Source organism: Halomonas sp. DP3Y7-2 (assembly GCF_019800795.1).
GTDB classification, from domain to species: Bacteria; Pseudomonadota; Gammaproteobacteria; order Pseudomonadales; family Halomonadaceae; genus Halomonas; species Halomonas litopenaei_A.
Genome location: NZ_JAHVKJ010000007.1, coordinates 230,267 through 249,726 on the forward strand (window position 1 = coordinate 230,267; position 19,460 = coordinate 249,726).

Sequence of the window (19,460 nt, forward strand, 5' to 3'; positions counted from 1 at the left end):
GGCTGTTGAGGATGGCGGTTAAGACGCCGGCACTGGGATTAGACCATGGTCGATGTGATGCGTCTGACACTTGTGCTTGAGAGGGCTCTCGACTAAAAATGTTAGCGCTAACATTTAAACTTCAACGTCATTCGCCACGACAACTTCTCGGGAGTGCAACATGAGCGACGCGTCTTCAGGATTGCCTGTGTGCGGTGTGGTCGGACTCGGTGCCATGGGGATGGGCATCGCCAGAAGCCTCAAGCGCGCAGGTCTCGAGGTCGTCGGCTGTGATGTGTCTGCCGCGTCGCGCAAGACCTTCGAGGACGAAGGGGGCCAATGTGTGGCGGAAGCCTCCGCGCTGGCCGCGCGTTGCGACGTGATACTGCTGGTCGTGGTCAATGCCGATCAAGTGATGTCGGTGCTGTTTGGCGATGGCAAAGACGACGGGCTGGCGACCCAGCTAGCCGCGGGGAGTCTGGTGATTCAGTGCGCGACGGTAGCGCCCAGCGTGGCCGAGACACTGGGTCAGCGGCTGGATCAGGCGGGGCTTTTGATGCTGGATGCGCCGATCAGCGGTGGTGCGGCCAAGGCGGCCACGGGGGAGCTGTCGGTGATGGCATCCGGGACGCCCCAGGCCTTCGCCAAGGCTGCACCGGTACTCGATGCGATGGCCGCTACCGTGCATCACCTGGGCGATGTTCCCGGCCCGGGCTCAAGCGTGAAACTGGTCAACCAGCACCTGGCCGGCGTGCATATCGCCGCCGCCGCCGAGGCCATGGCGTTGGGGCTCAGGATGGGCATCGATGGTCGCGCGCTTTACCGGGTGATCACCCAGTCGGCGGGCAATTCCTGGATGTTCGAAAATCGCGTGCCCCACATCCTCGACGGGGATTACCGGCCGCTGTCGGCGGTCGACATCTTCGTCAAGGACCTGAACATCGTGCACGACACCGGCCGTGAGCTGCGTCTGGCGATGCCTGTGGCCTCCAGCGCGCTGCAGCAGTTTACCGCTGCCAGCGGCATGGGACTGGGGCGCGAGGACGATTCAGCGGTGGTCAAGGTCTATGCTGCAACGGGGGGCGTGGCGCTGCCTGCCGCCAATGACGAGTCGGCGCAGTGACGGTCGGTTCCGTCGTTGTGAGCAGCGCGCTTGTTCCCGCTGTCTCTGCCCCTCGCGTTTGTCACTTTGATGGTTTTAAAGAGGATCTCGCATGAGCCTGGTACTCGGCGCTATTGCCGACGATTTCACGGGAGCCACCGATCTGGCCAATAACCTGGTGCGCTCGGGCATGCGCACCGTCCAGATACTGGGGGACCCCACCGGCAAGCCCCTGCCCGAGGGCGTCGACGCCGTTGTCGTGGCGCTCAAGTCACGCAGCTGTGCACTCGATGAGGCCCTCAAGGACAGCCTGGCGGCACTGGACTGGCTGCGCGGGCAGGGCGTGCGGCAAGTCTTCTTCAAGTACTGCTCGACCTTCGACTCCACCGCCGAGGGCAATATCGGGCCTGTCGCCGATGCCCTGCTAGAGCGTCTTGGCGGGCGGCAGACGGTGATGGTTCCGGCCTTTCCCACCACGGGGCGCACCGTCTACCAAGGACATCTGTTCGTCGGAGATCGCCTGCTCAACGACAGCGGGATGCAGGATCATCCGCTCAATCCCATGACCGATGCCGACCTGGTCAGGGTCTTGGGGGCCCAGACCTCGCATCCGGTAGGGCTCGTTTCCCACGCGGTCATTCGCGCTGGCGCCGAGGCATGCCGCCGTCGCCTGGGTGAGCTCGATGCCAGCGGAGTGCGCCACGTCATCTGCGATACGCTGGATGACGATGATCTGGACGTGCTGGCCGCAGCGACCGTAGAGCTGCCCCTGGTGACCGGTGGGTCCGGCCTTGGTCAGGCGTTGCCGGCAGAGTATCGGCGCAAGGGCTGGTTGGCACCGGTTGAGGATGCGGCGCGACTGGCGCCGGCCCAGGGGCGGTCACTGGTGCTGTCGGGTAGCTGTTCGCGGGCAACCCTCGCTCAGGTCGAGCACTTTCTCGAGCATCGCCCAGGATTTGCCCTGGACCCACTGTCCCTGGCGCAGGGTGACCAGCCCATCGCCGAGGCGCTCGACTTTGTGCGCCGACAGCATGCGGAGTCCCCCGACGAGCCCGTGCTGGTGTATGCCTCCGCGGCGCCTGATCGCGTCAAGGCGGCTCAGCAGCAGCTAGGGGTGGCCCGGGCCGGTGAACTGGTCGAGCGGGCCCTGGCCTCACTGGCGACCACCCTGGTGGCGGAAGGCGTTGGCCGTCTGCTGGTCGCGGGGGGCGAGACCTCCGGCGCGGTGGTGTCGGCGCTGTCGCTGGATCGGCTGCGAATTGGCCCACAGATCGATGCTGGCGTGCCCTGGACCCAGGCCAGTGTGGCAGCAGGAACGCTGTCGCTGGCGCTGAAGTCGGGCAACTTTGGGGGTATCGATATCTTTACCCGCGGCTTTGCCGTGCTCGAGGAGGCGACCCGATGAGCACTCGCGACGTCAACCGCCTGCGTGAACAGATCGCCACCTACGGCAAGTCACTGTTCGACCGCGGGCTGACCATGGGCTCCAGTGGCAACATCAGCGTGCGCCTGGACGATGGGGGCTGGCTGATGACGCCGACCAACGCCTGTCTTGGACGCCTGGACCCAGCGACCATTTCGACGCTGTCAGCAAGCGGCGAGTGGCTCGGCGGCGACAAGCCGACCAAGGAAAGCTTTCTGCACATGGCGATGTACGCCGAGCGGCCCCAGTCCGAGGCCATCGTGCACCTGCACTCGACCCATTCGGTGGCGGTATCCTGCCTGCCGGACGTCGATCACTGCGACTGCATTCCACCGCTGACCGCCTACTATGTGATGCGTGTCGGTCGCTTGCCGCTGGTGCCCTACCATGTACCGGGAGATCCGGCGCTGGGAGATGCTGTCAGGGGACTGGCGGGCAAGCATAGCGCGGTACTGCTGGCCAACCACGGGCCGGTGGTGGCCGGCAAGTCCTTGGAGGCGGCGGTGTACGCCACCGAAGAGCTCGAGGAGACCGCCAAGCTATTCTTGCTGTTGCGCGGGCAGAATCCCCGAGGCCTGACCCCGGAGCAGGTCGCCGAGCTGGAGGCGCGCTTCCCGCGGGACTGAGTCTGCCGCCCCGGTGCCCGTTATGGGCGCCAGATCAGATGTGAGGTGCCAGTTGCAGGGTGCCGGGGCGATGACAGCGATAACGACAACGACAGCAGCAGGAGCGCCCGATGATTCGCTTGGCCGCCAATCTCAGCATGATGTTTACGGAGCACGATTTTCTCGACCGTTTTGCCGCCGCCGCCAAGGCCGGCTTTCGCGGTGTCGAGTATCTGTTTCCTTATGACTTCCCAGCAAGCGAGCTGCGCGCTCGACTGGATGACCAGGGACTCACCCAGGTGCTGTTCAATCTGCCCCCAGGCGACTGGGAGGCCGGCGAGCGCGGCTTGGCTGGCCTACCGGGTCGGGAGCAGGCGTTTCGCGACGGACTGGAACGTGCTCTCGAATATGCGCAGGCGCTGGACTGCCCGCGGGTGCACGCCATGGCCGGGCTGTTGCCCGACAACGCCGACCCCGCCACCCGCGACGCCTACCTGAAGACCTACGTCGATAACCTGAGCCACGCCGCTGAGCGCTGTGGCCAGGACGGGCGCACGCTGCTGATCGAACCCATCAATGGGCGCGACATGCCGGGCTACCTGTTGCAGCACCAGGCGTTGGCGCGGGAGGTGATTCGACGCGTAGGATCGCCGCACCTGCGCCTGCAGTTCGACCTCTATCACTGCCAGATCATGCAGGGTGATCTGATGCGTACCCTGGAGCAGCAGTTCGCTCAGGTGGGGCATGTGCAGATTGCCGGGGTGCCGGAACGTCACGAACCTGACCAGGGTGAGTTGAATATCGGCGCGTTGCTCGAGCACCTCGACGCCCAAGGGTACGACGGCTGGGTCGGCTGCGAATACCGCCCCAGAGAGGGCACTGTCGCAGGACTAGGCTGGGCGCGCCCCTATGGGATCATCGCTGGACACGCTGAGGAGACGCCCTGATGCATATTCTGATTACTGGTGCGGCAGGCTTTCTTGGCCAGCGCCTGACCCAGGCGCTGCTGGCGGCCGGGCAGTGTCGTGGCGAGCCACTGACCCGCTTGACCCTGGTCGACCAGAGCACGCCGCCCCACCCGACCGCGCAAGGGGCAGTGGCGATCACCACGACCGCCAGAGACCTGACCGAGGACGGTGCCTGGGATGCCTTGCTGGAAGGCCGCCCACAGGTGATCTATCACCTGGCGGCGGTTGTCAGCTCCGCTGCCGAGGCGGACCTTGCCCTCGGTCAAGCGGTCAACTTTGATGCCACCCGTCGCCTGCTCGAAGGCTGCCATCAGCGCGGGATGAGCGAGACCCGGGTGATCATGGCAAGCTCCGTGGCGGTATATGGCGGCGAGCTGCCCGACGTGCTCGATGACATGACCGCGCTACGGCCGCAAAGCTCCTATGGTTCCCAGAAGGCGATGTGCGAGCTGTTGATCCAGGATTACAGCCGCCGAGGCCTGGTCGATGGCTTGGTCCTGCGTCTGCCGACGATCGTGATTCGCCCGGGGCGGCCCAACGCGGCGGCGTCGAGCTTCGCGTCGAGTATCCTACGTGAGCCTCTCAATGGTGAAGACGCCGTGTGTCCCGTGTCCCCAGAGCTCGAGCTCTTTGTGATGTCGCCGGGCAAGGTAGTGGAGGCGTTGGTGCATGGGGCAGCGGTGGCTGCTGAATCCCTGGGCGATTTCCGCGCCTTTATGCTGCCGGGTATCACCGTCAGCGTGGCCGAGATGCTGGACGCCCTCGAACGCAAGGGCGGCGCCGAAGCGCGGGCTCGGGTGAGCTTTCGCCCGGACGAGCGGGTGAATGCCATCGTCTCCAGCTGGCCGGGTCGCTTCCGCACGGCCAAGGCAGATGCCCTTGGCTTTGTAGGCGATAGCGACTTTGACGCCATTGTCGATGCCTTTATGGCGGAACACACCAGGGCGCGCTAGCGCGGATCAGGTCGAAGGCGCTAGCGAGGGTCCTGCGGACGGTCCAGGTCACGCACCACGCCCGGGTCGTCCACCGCAATGTCCACCCGCGCCTGTGGGTGGCGTGCGAGTACGGATCTGGCCCCCTCCTGGCCATGCAGGCTTCCCATCTCGCCCCAGAAGTCGCGGCCAATGATGACTGGATGTCCCGGCTGGCCCTGATACGTCGGCCTGACCAGGCGATCCCGCCGGGATTGCGATGTCAGACGATGGCAGCTGGCCGGTGTCACCCAGGCCATGTCGGCGAGCCACACCGCCGCTGCCTCGGCCGTTGATGCATGGTGTTCCAGCCAGTTGAACGCCTGGGCCAGGCTATCCCCCAGGCTGCGGCTGGTCTTTGCCAGGGTCAGTACTTCGAGTCCGGGGGACGCGGGGACGGACAAGCCAGCCAGGGTGTCACGGGGACCGATCACCAGCAGTCGTCTGGCCGACAGGGCGGCGCTGGCGGACAGGCTTGCGGCCAGCAGTGTGCGGCTGTCGCTCAGGCGGGCAAGGCGCTTGTCGGCGCTGCCAAATCGGCGCGAGCTGCCTGCAGCAGCCATCACGCACCACAGCGTGGTCATCGTCTGAGGCTCCTCCGGTTTATCGGCTGTGACAGCGGCTTAAAGCCCATCACGTGGTTTGCCACGACGTACCCTGATCACGTCTGCCATCACCGCCAGCGCGATTTCTGCAGGGGTCTTGCTGCCCAGGTGCAGACCGATCGGCATATGGATCCGCGCGATGTCGGCCTCGCTGAGACCACCGCTGCGGGCGAGCCTCGCTGCGCGTGCGCTGGAGGTCTGCCGCGATCCCATTACGCCGATATAGAACGCCTGGGAGTGCACGGCTTCCATCATCGCCAGGTCATCGATGCGCGGGTCGTGGGTCAGCGCTACGACGGCGGTCGCCGCGTGGCATCCGCCTTCGGCGATGAAGCGCGAGGGAAGCCGGGCGATGGTGTCGATGCGTGCTGCGGATTCGCCCAGAGCCTCGACAAGCTCTTCCAGCTTGCCCTCCCGCGGGTCGCAGACGATGACCTCGAAGCCCAGACCCAGGGCGAACTGGGCGCAGAACACCGCAACCGGTGAGACGCCTGCCAGCACCAGGCGGGCGCTGGGGCCTACTCGCAGTAAGGCTTGCTGCTCGATCTCCTGCAGCTGCACGCGGTCGCCGATGCCATCGTCATCGAGCAGTTGCCGCTCTGCCGTCGACCACGAGACCCGTCGTCGCAGCGGACCCTTGCCCTCCAGTGCTGCTGCCAGTGCAGTGAAGTGGGTCACGGCTGCCTCGTCAGGCGCAAAGCGCTCGATCAACACCTCCAGCACGCCTCCACAGGGTAATGTCGGTGCGGGATAGTCGACGTCGTCTCCTGCGCCGTAGCGCACGCGGGTCACCGGCTGGTGGAACTCACCACGACTCAGGCGTTCAAGAAAGTCGTCTTCGACACAGCCGCCAGATAGCGAGCCGACATGCTCGCCGTCCTGGGTGGCAATCAGCCAGGCACCGGGCTCACGAGGGGAAGAGCCATAGGTGGACAGCACCGTGGCCAGCCACAGTTCGCGTCCGTCGTGCAGCCACTCAAGGGCACGACGCACCACCGTTAGATCCAGATGTTGCATGGGTTGCGTGTCCTGTTCGGGGGGAGCCCTCCGTTGTTGGCCGGAGGGCTCCCTTGCGGCTGTCAGCTCGTCATCTGGGCATCGGCGCGGTTGCCGAGTCGTGTCTTGAGGGTTTGTGCCCGCATCGGAAGATCACGTAAACGCACACCGCAGGCATGCGCGACAGCATTGCCGATGGCGGGCGCCACCACGCAGGTGCCGGGTTCACCGAGCCCGACCGGCGTGTGGTCGTTGATCATGAACTCAAGATCCAGCTCTGGCACCTGATGCATACGCAGCGGGGTGTAGCTGTTGAGATTGAGATCGCTGGGCTGCCCCTCTGCGTACTCGGTGCCTTCGTGCAGTGCCATGGACAGGCCCCACAGCAGTGACCCTTCCAGCTGGGCCATGGCGCCATCCGGGTGGGCCAGGGTGCCGGCGTCCACGACCGAGGTCAGCTTTTCAACCGAGACGTCGCCGCTGCTCCGATCTACCTTGACGCGGGCGACACAGGCCACCCAGGTTGGCATATGGCGTTCCTGGCCGAAGCTGAGTGCCACGCCGAGCCCTGTGTCCTCCGGTAAGGTATCGCGTTCGCTCCAGCCCGACTTCTCCAGCGCGCGCTGTAACACCGCCTTCAGGCGTTCGGCGCCACCCACGCTGTTCGGCGCTTCCCCGGCGTTGCGCCCTTCCGCCTGGAGCAGCGCCAGGCGGAAGCGGGCCGGGTCGAGCCCTGCCGCCTGGGCCAGTTCATCCATATGGCTCTCGACTGCCCAGGTGGTCCAGCCCGGCCCCACCGAACGCAGGTAGCCAGGGACAAAGGCCTCGTGGGCCTTGTGATTCTGCTGAGCCCACACCCGCTGGGCAGCGACCCTGTACCAGTGGTCCGCTCCGCTGATGGCGAAGGAGTCTAGCTTGCCGCCACCATCGACGAACTCGCCCAGAAAGCCGGGCGCGATCGCCGCGGTGGGCCATCCCGCCGCAGCTGCATGCTCACTGGCCAGGATCTCACCGCTTGCCGTGACGGCTGAGCGCAGGCGCTGCACCGACGGCGAGCGAACGCAATCGAGACGGCTATCATCGGGGCGGGTAAACACCATCTTGACCGGTTTGCCCAGCGCCTTGGCGGCAAGCGCCGCCGGAACAGCATAGTCGCCATAGAGACGTCGCCCGAAACCACCGCCGAGGTAATACTGATGGAAGGTCACCTGGCTGTCGTCGACCTCCAGCGCCTTGGCCACCAGCGGCACTGAGGCGGACTGCTGCTGGTTGCCGCAATGGATGTGCCAATGCCCGTCGCGCTCGACCACGGTGGCATTCACTGGCTCCAGCTGGAAATGCAGAACGCTTGCGGTGGTGTAGGTGGCATCGACCAGGGTCGCGCTGTCGGCGTCGGCACGCTCAAAGGCGGATGCCAGGTCGCCGCTGTCCACAAACAGAGCACCATTGTCACGGGTCGGCGCCTCGGTCAGACGTCGTCCTTCCTGCTGTATGTCCGCTTCACTGATGGCGGCAGCGGGACCGACGTCCCACTCGACCTTGAGCGCATCGGTCGCACGCATGGCCGCCGAAAAGCTGTCGGCAACCACCGCAAGCCAGCCCTGGCATAGGCCTGAGGGATCCTCCAGGCGCAGCGTCTGCTGATAGCCCGGGATCGTTGCTGCAGCACTGTCATCGATCGAGACGGCCTGGCAACCAAAACGGGCAGGTGGCAGCACCGGGCGCGCGTAGACCATGCCATCGATCTTGGCATCGATCCCGAAGAGGGCGGCTCCGGTGGTCTTGTCGGGGATGTCCTGGGCGCTACCGGGGCTGCCCAGTACGCGTCGCTCACTGGCGGGTTTCAGGGCAATCGCTTCCAGCTCTTCGGCGCTGTAGCTACGCGACAGGGTGCCGCTGGCAACGATCTCGCCGTAGCTGATCCGCTGATTGTCGCAGATGACCTGACCATTGCGGGCGTGGCAGCGTGCGGGGTCCACATCCAGCAGACGAGCGCCGGCGTCGATCAGCGCTTCGCGGCCAGCGGCACCCGCGCGGGAGAGCGGCAGAAAACTGTGATTCACCGACCAGCTGCCACCGGTGATCATGTATCCCCACTTGGGGTCGCTGTCGACGTACTCGATACGCATGGTCGCCGGGTCGACCTCAAGCTCCTCGGCGACCAGACGTGCCAGGCTGGTTCCCACGTGCTGGCCCATCTCGGCCTTGGTGCAGTGCAGTGTGACCTGGCCGTTGCTATCGATGGCGTACCACAAGGTTGGCTCGTACTGGCCTTCCTTGAGGGCGGTATCGGTTGCGTCCTGGGCCAGGGCAATGCCGGGAAGGCCAAACGCCAGCACCGCTGTCGAGCCAAGGGTGCCGATCAAAAAGCCCCGACGGCTGATGCCTGAGGCACTGATGGATGAACGCTGCTGCGGGTCACGGCCGTGGACATCGCCAACCTGTGGATCGTTAGGCCTTGGCATGCTGGTTGCCCTCCACGCTATCGCTGGCTTCACCCGTGGGGGGCTCCCAGCGCTGTACACCGGCCTGCGCCATGTTCGCTGCACGCTTGACCGCTCGGTGAATACGCACATAGGCCATGCAACGACACAGGTTGCCGCTCATGCCCTGAGTGATCTCATCGTCGCTGGGGGAGGGCTTGCGTGCGAGCAGGTCGGCTGCCTGCATGATCTGGCCTGACTGGCAGTAGCCGCATTGGGGCACCTGCTCTTCCCGCCAGGCCTGCTGTAGCGGATGGTTGCCGTCGGCATCCAGGCCTTCAATGGTAGTGATTTCGGCACCTTCCGCGGCGGCCAGCGGCAGCACGCAGCTGCGCGTGGCAGAGCCGTTGAAGTGGATCGTACAGGCGCCACACTGGGCAATGCCGCAGCCGAACTTGGTGCCGGTCAGGCCAAGGGTATCGCGCAGCACCCACAGCAGTGGGGTCTGTGGATCCACCTCGACACTTACCGCCTCGCCGTTAAGGGTGAAGCTGGTCATGGGTAGGGGGTCCTCGCAGTCTCGTTGCTGGTCTGTCGAGCGGTCTTGGATACGTTGTTGTTATGGGCGCCGTCGTGTACCGCGTTTTACCTTGGTCAGGGCGTGACCGCCTGTCCTGGCGCGTTCAGCAGCACATGAAAGACATTTTAAAAGCGTTGCGGCGATACTATAGACCAGTCGACTAGAGGGCAACGTTGAAAATGCGAGAGTGTGCTTTAGCAGAATGAGGCGTGCTGGACAGGCCGTTGAAATGGTTGGCCGACTGGTAACGTGACATGGAGGGCGCTCGAGTGTCCGGCGAGTCTGAAATGTCGCGTCAGCCTTGGCTGGTGGTACAGCTGACAGCGTTATCCGCGCCTTCGGTATCTACCTTCAACTTCACCCCCAGTCCCGCTTCGCCGCTGACGCGGATCATGCCGTTTTCGATGGGGGGGAGCCCGTCGATGCAGTCGCCGTACCAGCCATAGTAGAAGGCGCGGGTGAACTCCTGTTCGGCCACGTTGGGCAGGGCCATGGCCAGGTGGGTGGAAACGGCCAGGGTGATCGGGCCGGAACAGTCATGGAAGGCGATCGGTCGCGCTTCTGCCTCCGCCAGGGCGGCGGCCTTGCGGGCAAAGGTGATGCCTCCGCCCCAGGTGACATCGATGATCGGCGTGTGGATACGGCCCCGCTGCAGCAGGTCACGTATCTGGCCGAGTCCGCCCAGTGTTTCTCCTCCTGCCAGCGGTATTCCGATGTCGGCCAGTTCGCTTAACGGATCGAAGCGATCCATCCACAGCGGGTCTTCAACCCAATCGGGATCGATAGGCGCCAGCGCACGGCAAATCCGACCAGCGGCGTTCACGCTCCAGAGTCCATGCAGCTCGGCCTTGAGACGCATGCGATCGCCATGGACTCGGCGGATTTCCTCGAACGGCCACAGGGCGCGGTTGAGATCCTGGGGCGAGATGGTCATGCCATCGTGGGCGCCTTCGGCGAAATCGAAGGGCCAGATCTTCATCGCCGAAATGCCCATGTCGAGCAGCTCCGAGGCAAGCTCAGCCGGGCGTTCGAGAAATCCCTGTAGATCCTCGTAACGCGGTCGGGCCTGAACGGATGCCGCTGCGGCCCCGCTGCCCAGACCGAAATTTCCCGGCCGTACGTCGGCAGACTGGGACACATAGTCGGGTCCCGCACAGGTGTTGTAGAGCGGCACCCGGTCACGGCTCTTGCCCCCCAGAAGGTCGTGCAGTGGCAAGCCTGCCCGCTGTCCCGCCAGGTCCCACAGTGCCACGTCGACCGCAGACAGCGCGCGGGTTTCGGCGCTGGTGCCGGTGAAGCCCACGTAGGGCTGCATCTTGCGGTGCAGGGCTTCGATACGACGGGCGTCCTCGCCCAGCAGCAGGGGCGCCAGGCGGCCATGAATGTCGGCTTCGATGGCGTCGCAGCCAAACCAGCTTTCTCCCAGGCCGATCAGCCCGTCCTCGGTGTGCAGACGTACCCAGATCAGCGAGGGCCGAGCCTTCGGACGGAAGGTATCAATGCGCTGGATCTTCATGGAGGCTCCTGGCGATTGTCAGTGGTGTGGAAAGCGGGCGTCGAAAGCGCTGGCCGCGCTGGTGGCCCCTCAGTCCCCTCGCTGAGTCGAGGCGTCGGCCAGCAGACTGATCAGCTCAGGCAGCAGTCGTTCGCCGTTGCCCTCGGCCACGATATCGGCATAAAGCTGATGGACGGCTTGGCCCATCTGGCGTGAGGCTCCCAGGTCCTTGCTCATGCTATGGTAGTAGCCCACATCCTTGAGCGAGTTCGACAGGCTGAAACGAAAGCCCGAGGGATCGGCGTCCACCAGATACGGTCGCAGCCGCTCCAGCACCACACCGCCGCCGCCACCGTTGCCCAGTACCTCCAGCAGCACGCTGTTGTCGATGCCCGCCCGCTGCGAGGCGGCGCTGGCCTCGGCCAGCACGGCGGTGAATCCCAAGGAGACAAAGTTGTGCAGCAGCTTCAGGGTATGGCCTGCCCCGACGGGGCCGCCGTGGGTGATGTGCTCGGCAAACGCCGAAAACAGCGGCGTCAACTCGTCGAACAGCGCCTTGTCCGCGCCTACGATAAGGTTGAGTCGCCCCTCTGCGGCCTCTTTGGGCGTTCGTGTCATGGCGGCGTCAACGAAGCGGCCCCCTGCCTCCCGCACGCGAGCTTCAATCGCCTGAGTGGAGCTGGGAATGGCGGTGGAGCAGTCGACGACGATCTGATCGGGCTTGAGTCCTTCCAGAACCCCATGGGGGTCGAACAGTACGCTTTCCACCTGGGGGGTGCCGGTGACGCAGAGGATGACCAGCTCTGCAGCAGAGGCCACGTCTCGCGGTGTTTCCAGTGGCGTGGCGCCTGCCGTCTGAAGGTCGTCGCAGGGCTGGTTGCCTGGGTGATCCAGATAGCTCAGCCGATGTCCCTGGCGCAGCAGGCTCTGAGCGATGCCATGGCCCATCAGGCCAACGCCGATCAGGCCTACATGAACAGAAGAGGTCATTCCCGGTTCCTTATGGTAGATGAAGCTGTCATGAGGCGGCACAGAGGCGACGCCTCCGTGGCTCATCCGTGGCGAATGGCCACGGTCTTCAGTCGAGTGTAGCTCTTGAGGCCTTCGAAGCCCTTTTCCCTGCCGTGCCCGGACTTGCCGACGCCGCCGAACGGCAGTTCGATGCCCCCTGCAGCGCCGTAGTTGTTGACGAACACCTGGCCGGAGCGAATGGCCTTGGCCAGGCGCAGCTGGCGGCCGCCGTCACGGGTCCATACGCCAGCGCACAGGCCGAAGTCGGTAGAATTGGCAAGACGTACCGCCTCGGCTTCATCCGCGAACGGCTGCACTACCAGTACCGGCCCGAACAACTCTTCGCGGCTGACGCCGTGGCCTTCGGGGACCTGTGTCAGCAGGTGAGGCACGACAAAGTGGCCGCCAGCAGGGGCATCGTCGGCAAGGCGGCCACGGGCAGCGATCTGGATACCGTCCTCTGTCGCTGCCTCGATCAAGGTCATCACCTTGTCTCGCTGACGGGCATTGATCAGCGCGCCACAGTCCGGGTCCTGCTCGCCGGCATCGCATACCAGCGCCTCGAAGCGGCGGGCCAGGGCGTCGACCACCTCGTCATGAATGCTGGCTTCGACCAGCAGCCGACTGCCGGCTGAACAGGTCTGACCGGCATTCTGAATGATGCCTCGCACCACGGCGTCCAGGGCGCTCTGGCGATCCGCGTCGGCGAACAGTAGCTGGGGCGACTTGCCACCGAGCTCCAGGGTGACCGGGACGTGGTGGACCGCCGCCGCCTGGGTGACCAGCGTGCCGGTATCCGGGGAGCCGGTGAAGGACAGGTGATCGATATCGGGATGCTCTGCCAGGGCAGCGCCGGCGACGCGACCGAGGCCCGGGACCACGTTGAGGGCGCCGTCTGGCAGGCCCGTGTCCACGGCCAGCTCGGCGAGTCGCAGCACACTGAGGCAGGCATCCTCGGCGGGTTTCAACACGCAGGTATTGCCCGCCGCCAGCGCTGCCGCCACGCAGCGTCCGAAGATCTGGGCGGGATAGTTCCAGGGGATGATCTGGGCGCAGACGCCGTAGGGTTCCCGCAGCGTCATCACCGCGTAGTCAGGGTCGAAGGGAATCGTCTCGCCGTGAAGCTTGTCCGCCGCGCCTGCATAGAAGCGGAAGTAGCGCGCGCAGGCGGCGATGTCGCCCCGTGCCTGACTGATGGGCTTGCCGGTATCGGCGCATTCAAGTGCCGCGAGATGGTCGGCATCGGCGTCGATGGCCTGGCTGAAGCGGTACAGCCATTCACTGCGTGCCCGGGCAGACCAGCTTGCCCAGCTACCCAGCTCCCCGGCGAATGCCGCTCGGGCGGCCGCCACCGCGGCATCGACATCGTCGGCAGTGCTGGCGGCGATACGGGCAATCGGGTCGCCGCTGGCGGGACGCAAGACCTCGAGTGTCTCGCTGGTGGCATGCCATTGACCGCCAATCAGAGCGCCGGACGGTGGCTGGACGGGAAGTGTGTTCATGAAGGTCTCCGCAGGGATGAGAGGACCCGCGCCGGGCGACGCGGGCTAACGCGAGGTACAGGGTGTCAGTACAGCAGGTCCACCAGGCCCAACGAGATCCAGGGCAGGTAGGTGATGGCCATCAGGCAGGCCAGCACGACCAGAACAAAGCGCGCGAGCCACGGAATCAGCTGGTCGATGGACAGTTTGGCGACGGCGCAGGCGGCGAACAGATTGACGCCTAGCGGCGGGGTGAACATGCCGAGCGCCAGGTTGACCACCACGATCAGCCCGAAGTGCACCGGGTCGATGCCGTACTGCACGGCGATAGGCGTGAAGATAGGAGCCAGCACCAGAATGGCTGCCGAGGTTTCGACAAACATGCCGATCACCAGCAGCATCACGTTGACCGCCAGCAGGAAGCTTACCGGGCTCTCGAACACCTGGGTGACCCAGGCGGCGACCTCCCCAGGCAGTCCCGAGCGGCTGATCAGGAAGCTGAACAGAGCGGCGGCAGAGATGATCAGCATCACGGTGGCGGTAGAGATGACGCTCTGGCGCAGAATCGGCAACAGTTCGCGCAGGGGAAGTTCACGGTAGACCAGCCCGCCGACGATCAGTGCATAGAACACCGCCACTGCAGAGGCCTCGGTGGGGGTGAAGACCCCACCGTAGATACCGCCGATCACCACCACCGGCATCAGCAAGGCCGCCCAGGCGCGCCGCAGCGAGGAACCAAATGAGGCACGATCTTCGCGGTCACGCAGGCCATAGCCTCTGAGCTTGCAGAAGACGTAGAGAAACAGCAGCAGCGCCGATCCGATCAGCAACCCCGGCCCGATCCCCGCGATAAACAGCCGCCCAATCGAGGTGTCGGTGCTGACGCCGTAGAGAATCAGCGGAATGGACGGAGGGATCAGTACCCCCAGTTCCGCCGAGGACGCCTGAATGGAGGCGGCCAGGGGGCGCGGATAGTCATGGGCGACCATCGCCGGGATCAGGATCGAACCAATGGCAAAGGTGGTGGCCACGCTTGAGCCCGATACCGCAGCAAACAGCATGCAGGTCAACACGCAGGTCATGGCCAGGCCGCCTTGCAGGCCCCCCACGATGGACTTGGCAAGGTCGACCAGGCGCTGGGAAATGCCACCGGCGGCCATCAGGTTGCCGGCCAGGATAAAGAAGGGAATCGCCATCAGCGGGAAGTTGTCGATGCCGACAAACATCTGCTGGGGCACCATCAGCAGCGGGAAGCGGGTAAAGAATTCGATGCCGATGACCGACGCCAGCAGAATCGAGACGGCAATCGGTACGCCAAGGGCAAACAGGATGATCAGCGACAGGCCAATGGCAGCATTCATGGTGTCTTCCTCCCCTCGTCGGCAGCGCTGGCGGTCGAGGTGGTGGATGCAGAGGGAGGCGTCGCCGGCGGTGCCAGGGGGGCTTCGGCGTCGGCCACGCCGATCGTCTCGCGCCCGGTCAACTGGGCGACCAGGCGAGTGATCACCGACAGCAGCGAGAAGGCCGCGCCGATCGGGATGGCGGCATAGATCCAGGCGATCGAAATGCCAACCCCAGAGAGCATCTGGTTCTGTACCCGCAGGGTCATTTGATAGCCATAGATCACCAGGATCGCCAGCACGATCATGCAGCACAGGGCAATCACGCTTTCCAGCACCTTCAGCGCAGGGGCCGGCACCAGCTTGTAGATCACCTCGACGGCCATCATGTAGCCGCCGCGGAAGGTGGCAGCAGCACCCATAAAGACGCACCAGATCATGGTGGAGCGGGCCATCACCTCGGACCAGGTAGACGGCGCATCGAAAACAAAGCGCGTCAGCACCTGGTAGAAGCCAAGACTGACCGAGGCCACCAGCATCAGCACCGCTGCGTACAGGGCGATCTGGGAAACGGCGCGCTCGAAGCGGAAGAACAGATCCAGCATGAGACGTTCCTCATCTCGAGTGACAGGGAGTCGGCCACGGGGAGCGCCTGGCGAGCCCGCGACAGGCGCTAGCTGGCCAGGCGCGTCCGAGTCACCCCGGACGACCCCGCGAGATCAGTTGCCGCAGTCGCTGGCGCGAATGCGATCGAGCATCTCGGAGCCGTACTCATCGGTATAGACCGAGTAAGACGGCTCGACGGCTGCCTGGAACTGTGCCTTGTCGATGTCCTCGACCACGGTCATGCCCTTGGCCTTGAGCTCTTCCACGCCCTCGGTCTCGAGTCGGGAGACCATGGCGCGGGTCGCTTCGGCACCGGCGTGGGCGGCTTCCATGAACCAGCCCTTCTGTTCGTCGGTGAGGCCGTCCCACAGGATTGGCGAGGCCAGCATGATGGCCGGCGAATAGACATGGCCGGTCAGCGACAGACGGTCCTGCACTTCCCACAGGTTACCGGTGAGAATCACCGAAATGGGGTTTTCCTGGCCGTCGACGGTGCCCTGTTGCAGTGCGGTAAACAGCTCCGGGAAGGCCATCGGCGTGGGGTGCACGCCCATCTCGTTAAACGCGGCCATGTGCATCTCGTTTTCCATGGTGCGAATCTTCAGCCCCTGGGCGTCTTCCGGAGTGTTGATATCACGCTGACTGTTGGTCATGTGGCGGAAGCCGTTTTCGGTCCAGGCGAGTCCCACGAGGTCATGTTCGCCGATCTTGTCCAACAGGTCCTGGCCCACCTCGCCATCCAGCACGCAGCGGGCATGGGCATAGTCCTTGAACAGGAACGGCAGGTCGAGCACATAGGTCTCCGGCACAAAGTTGCCGAGGGGGCCGGTGGAGGTGACGACGGCATCGATGGTGCCGATCTGCAGCCCCTCGATCATGGCGCGTTCGCCGCCAAGCGCGCCGGAGGATTGCTCATTGACGGTGAACTCTCCCCCGGACAGCTCCTCCAGGGTAGCCTTGAAGGCATCGATGCCCTCGGAATAGTGCGAGCTGTCCGATGTGGTGTGACCCACGGTGATGGTCTGGGCGGCCAGTGCCGGTAGCGAGAACAGAGCGGTGGCCACCGCCAGCAGACATGGCCTGAGCGCCGTGGTGCCGAGAAGTGCCGGGCGAGAGCGCTGTTGAGCAGGATGAAGCGAGAGAGCGTGGCGTTGGGACATCGTCATTGTTGTTTCCTCTTTGCGGGATGACGCTTGGTGGCCGTGCGCTGGCACGACCGGACTAATGCTCGTGGTCGGCGATGTGGCTGCCCCGCCGCAGGCGTTCGAAGTAGTCGTCGCCCCCGATCTGGCCGCCTTTGAAGGCCACCTCCAGGGCGTGGTAGCGAGGATCGTCGCTGTGAGCCTGGCATAGCGGCGAGCCAGGGGTGTCCGGCAGCGGCAGCCGAACGGTCAGGGCGTGGATGTCCAGCGCGGCGATGGCGTGGCTCGATGTATCGCCACCCGCCACACAGACGCGGCTCAGTCCCTGGTCATCGACCAGTTGCCTGAGCATCTCGCCCAATGACTTGCCAAGGCGGTGGCGGCTGGATTCCGCCGTCAGGCTGTCGTCGTGGCTGTCGGGGCCCATGGCGGTATGCACAATGATGCTGCGCCCCTTGTTCAATGCCTCAAGGGCCTCGCTCACCGCGCTGGCCATGACCTGCTGGCAGGAGACTGGATCGGCCAGGCGCCTGGCATCCACTTCAATGGTGTGAAAGTTGGCGTGCCGTCGGGCCCAGTCAATCTGCCGAGCCGTGGTACTCGAGACACTGCCAGAGACCACCGCAATCCGATCCACCGAGGGTAGCGGTGCAAATGCTGCTGGCCCCGCTAGCGTGCCCTGGCGCTGCCATTCGCGCAGCAGGGCGTATTCCACCCCTGAAGAGCCCACCACGAGGCCGCCACCAGAGGTCCCTGTGACACCAGGGCGCGTCCGCCACAGCTGGTAGCCCACCGCCTGCTGGTGGTGTGGCTCGAGCACGTCGAAGAGCACCGCGGATGACGCCGCCATCGCTTCATCCACATGGTCGTCGATATCTGGGTGAGTCAGGCTTGGCGCGGCGATCAGTCCAATCGACAGCGCTGTCTGCTCCCCCAGGTGGCGGCGCAGGTCGGCTTCTCGCATGGGGGTCACCGGATGACGCGCCATGACGGGGTGTCGGTCAATCCGATAGACCTGGTCCTGGTAGGCGGCAAAGAGTTCGCCGAAGACGGTGTAGCGGCGCATCTGTGGCACGCCGACCACCAGCGGAATCGGGTTGTCGCCGAAGACGCTGCGGCCCACTTCCATGGCGCAGCCGATGCTGCCCACCTCGGGACTGCTGTCGAAGGTCGAGCAGGTCTTGTAGTGGGTCAGCTCGGCGCCTTGCTGGGCCAGCCAGTGGAAGGCCTGCTTGAGCTCGCGGCGCATCCAGTCATTGGATTCGCTGCGGCTGGTGCCGGCGAGCCCCAGGGCTTGGCAGTGGGCGAAGCGCGCTCGCTGCTCGTCACTGGGGCGGCGGGTGAACAGCACGCTGGGCACGCCGTGGCTGGCGAGGGCTTCCAGTGCATCGGTGGAGCCGGTCAGATCGTCACCGTAGTAGCTCAGCAGCAGCTCGCTCATGGGCAGAAGGTCTCCAGGGCCTGGGCCAGTTCGCGGTGCTCGCGCGCATGCTCGGCAAGGGAAACCCCCTGGGCGGCTGCGTCATAGGCCTGACGCAGGCTCCTGACGCCGGCGGCAATACCGCCGGGATGTGCCATGATGCCACCCCCAGCGGTGACGATCATGTCGCTGGAGCCGCCCATGGCACGCCAGGTATCGATCGCCTGGCAGGCCGTCTGGTTGGAGGAGAACACCGGCATCACCGTATGGGCAGGGCCAGCAGCGGGAAACAGTGGGGTCAGGCAGGCCCTGGCACTGGCGGCAACGCTTGCGTCAGACTCCGAGAACTTGTTGGCCAGGCCATTGACATGAAGGTGGTCGGCCCCCGCCAGGCGCCAGAACGTTTGCCAGGCGGCGAAGTCCATCCCCAGCAGTGGGTCGCGACTGAACATGCCCCAGCCGGCACGATGGCCATGAATCGGCAGCTGACAGTGACGGCGCAGGTGGCTGACGCCGGCCAGACCCACCGCGTTGAGCGCCACCATGACACAGCTGCCGCCAGCGGCCAGCACGTGGTCGTGGTGGCGACGCATGTCGTCGATCTCGCCGGTGATATTGAACGCCACCATGACCTTGCGACCGGTCTTCTGCTGATGGGCATGGACCAGCGGCATGATGGCATCGACGCGAGCCTCCAATGGGTTGTGGGGACCATTGGCCTGAAGCTCGTCGTCCTTGATGAAGTCGATCCCGCCATCCAGCAGCTGCTGGACGACGCTGGCAGTGGCCTGTGGGTCCAGCCCCACGCTGGGCTTGATGATGGTGCCGATCAGCGGGCCCTGGCCAATGCCGGTCAGCTGTCGAGTGCCGGCGATGCCGAATTGAGGGCCAGGATACGCTCCAGCAAAGGCATCCGGCAGCTGGATGCTCTCGAGCCTGAGACCCGAGAATTCCTTCAGCTCATACAGGTTGCCGGCCAGGGTGGCCATCAGCGTGGTCAGCGAAGGCCCCAGATTCTCCAGCGGCCAGGACAGCGTCACTCGAGCCCGTTGATAGCGCGTGCCGTCGGGTTGGGGGCGTGTCGGCATGGGCAAGGACGGCGTCGTGACGCTGTCGAGCAGCTCGATGGATTCCACCCTGGCGGCATGGCGCTCGCGCAACTCGTCGGTCTCCGCGGCCAGCCGGGTAAAGGTGCCGCAGGATTGCTCCCCGGCCATGACGTCGCAGGCATGGGCCACGTCGAACGGAGTCTCGATCAGATAGCGGGCTTCGATACGGCTCATGCCAGGGGCTCCTTGATCAGCGGGACGCGG

General features: G+C 65.1%; 17 protein-coding genes. 5 read left to right on the forward strand and 12 right to left on the reverse strand.

Annotated features, from left to right (window positions below; translation table 11 throughout):
- Nucleotides 1-160 precede the first annotated feature (160 nt).
- From ltnD to denD, 5 genes are all read left to right on the forward strand, one after another.
- On the forward strand, nucleotides 161-1,102 hold the full coding sequence (gene ltnD, locus KUV45_RS08000) for an L-threonate dehydrogenase (RefSeq protein WP_222162666.1): 942 nt from the start codon (nucleotides 161-163) through the stop codon (nucleotides 1,100-1,102).
- Between the two features lie 91 nt (nucleotides 1,103-1,193).
- Nucleotides 1,194-2,486 carry a 3-oxo-tetronate kinase gene (gene otnK, locus KUV45_RS08005; RefSeq protein ID WP_222162667.1) on the forward strand — a complete coding sequence of 431 codons (1,293 nt, stop codon included), beginning with the start codon at nucleotides 1,194-1,196 and terminating at the stop codon, nucleotides 2,484-2,486.
- Complete coding sequence (otnC, locus tag KUV45_RS08010; protein WP_206941471.1) at nucleotides 2,483-3,130, forward strand: 3-oxo-tetronate 4-phosphate decarboxylase; 648 nt, start codon at nucleotides 2,483-2,485, stop codon at nucleotides 3,128-3,130. The genes otnK and otnC overlap by 4 nt, the downstream gene beginning before the upstream one ends.
- A gap of 110 nt (nucleotides 3,131-3,240) precedes the next feature.
- On the forward strand, nucleotides 3,241-4,056 hold the full coding sequence (gene otnI / locus KUV45_RS08015) for a 2-oxo-tetronate isomerase (RefSeq protein WP_222162668.1): 816 nt from the start codon (nucleotides 3,241-3,243) through the stop codon (nucleotides 4,054-4,056).
- Nucleotides 4,056-5,030, forward strand: a complete 975-nt coding sequence (denD, locus tag KUV45_RS08020) for a D-erythronate dehydrogenase (protein ID WP_222162669.1) — start codon at nucleotides 4,056-4,058, stop codon at nucleotides 5,028-5,030. The genes otnI and denD overlap by 1 nt, the downstream gene beginning before the upstream one ends.
- Before the next feature lie 20 nt (nucleotides 5,031-5,050).
- Here the strand turns inward: denD and KUV45_RS08025 are convergent, their stop codons facing one another.
- The 12 genes from KUV45_RS08025 to KUV45_RS08080 form a co-directional block, all read right to left on the reverse strand.
- Nucleotides 5,051-5,632, reverse strand: a complete 582-nt coding sequence (locus KUV45_RS08025; RefSeq protein ID WP_222162670.1) for an NTP transferase domain-containing protein — start codon at nucleotides 5,630-5,632, stop codon at nucleotides 5,051-5,053.
- Between the two features lie 39 nt (nucleotides 5,633-5,671).
- The gene (locus KUV45_RS08030; RefSeq protein WP_222162671.1) at nucleotides 5,672-6,670 is read right to left on the reverse strand and encodes an XdhC family protein; all 999 of its coding nucleotides are present in this window, start codon (nucleotides 6,668-6,670) and stop codon (nucleotides 5,672-5,674) included.
- A 62-nt stretch (nucleotides 6,671-6,732) separates the two neighbouring features.
- Nucleotides 6,733-9,114 carry a xanthine dehydrogenase family protein molybdopterin-binding subunit gene (locus KUV45_RS08035; RefSeq protein ID WP_222162672.1) on the reverse strand — a complete coding sequence of 794 codons (2,382 nt, stop codon included), beginning with the start codon at nucleotides 9,112-9,114 and terminating at the stop codon, nucleotides 6,733-6,735.
- A complete protein-coding gene (locus tag KUV45_RS08040) occupies nucleotides 9,101-9,631 on the reverse strand; it encodes a (2Fe-2S)-binding protein (RefSeq protein WP_222162673.1) in 531 nt (176 codons plus the stop codon). The genes KUV45_RS08035 and KUV45_RS08040 overlap by 14 nt, the downstream gene beginning before the upstream one ends.
- Before the next feature lie 316 nt (nucleotides 9,632-9,947).
- Nucleotides 9,948-11,168 (reverse strand): mandelate racemase/muconate lactonizing enzyme family protein, encoded by a 1,221-nt coding sequence (locus KUV45_RS08045; protein WP_222162674.1) that lies wholly within the window; start codon nucleotides 11,166-11,168, stop codon nucleotides 9,948-9,950.
- A gap of 69 nt (nucleotides 11,169-11,237) precedes the next feature.
- Complete coding sequence (locus tag KUV45_RS08050; RefSeq protein WP_222162675.1) at nucleotides 11,238-12,137, reverse strand: NAD(P)-dependent oxidoreductase; 900 nt, start codon at nucleotides 12,135-12,137, stop codon at nucleotides 11,238-11,240.
- Nucleotides 12,138-12,199: 62 nt separating this feature from the next.
- The gene (locus KUV45_RS08055; protein ID WP_222162676.1) at nucleotides 12,200-13,660 is read right to left on the reverse strand and encodes an aldehyde dehydrogenase family protein; all 1,461 of its coding nucleotides are present in this window, start codon (nucleotides 13,658-13,660) and stop codon (nucleotides 12,200-12,202) included.
- 65 nt (nucleotides 13,661-13,725) lie between these two features.
- A complete protein-coding gene (locus KUV45_RS08060; protein WP_206941456.1) occupies nucleotides 13,726-15,000 on the reverse strand; it encodes a TRAP transporter large permease in 1,275 nt (424 codons plus the stop codon).
- The gene (locus tag KUV45_RS08065) at nucleotides 14,997-15,584 is read right to left on the reverse strand and encodes a TRAP transporter small permease (protein WP_222162677.1); all 588 of its coding nucleotides are present in this window, start codon (nucleotides 15,582-15,584) and stop codon (nucleotides 14,997-14,999) included. The genes KUV45_RS08060 and KUV45_RS08065 overlap by 4 nt, the downstream gene beginning before the upstream one ends.
- A gap of 114 nt (nucleotides 15,585-15,698) precedes the next feature.
- Nucleotides 15,699-16,751: a TRAP transporter substrate-binding protein gene (locus KUV45_RS08070; protein WP_206941454.1), complete on the reverse strand. Its 1,053-nt coding sequence runs from the start codon at nucleotides 16,749-16,751 to the stop codon at nucleotides 15,699-15,701.
- A gap of 55 nt (nucleotides 16,752-16,806) precedes the next feature.
- On the reverse strand, nucleotides 16,807-18,168 hold the full coding sequence (locus tag KUV45_RS08075) for a four-carbon acid sugar kinase family protein (protein WP_222162678.1): 1,362 nt from the start codon (nucleotides 18,166-18,168) through the stop codon (nucleotides 16,807-16,809).
- Nucleotides 18,165-19,430, reverse strand: a complete 1,266-nt coding sequence (locus KUV45_RS08080) for a ribulose-bisphosphate carboxylase large subunit family protein (protein WP_222162679.1) — start codon at nucleotides 19,428-19,430, stop codon at nucleotides 18,165-18,167. The genes KUV45_RS08075 and KUV45_RS08080 overlap by 4 nt, the downstream gene beginning before the upstream one ends.
- Nucleotides 19,431-19,460 lie beyond the last annotated feature (30 nt).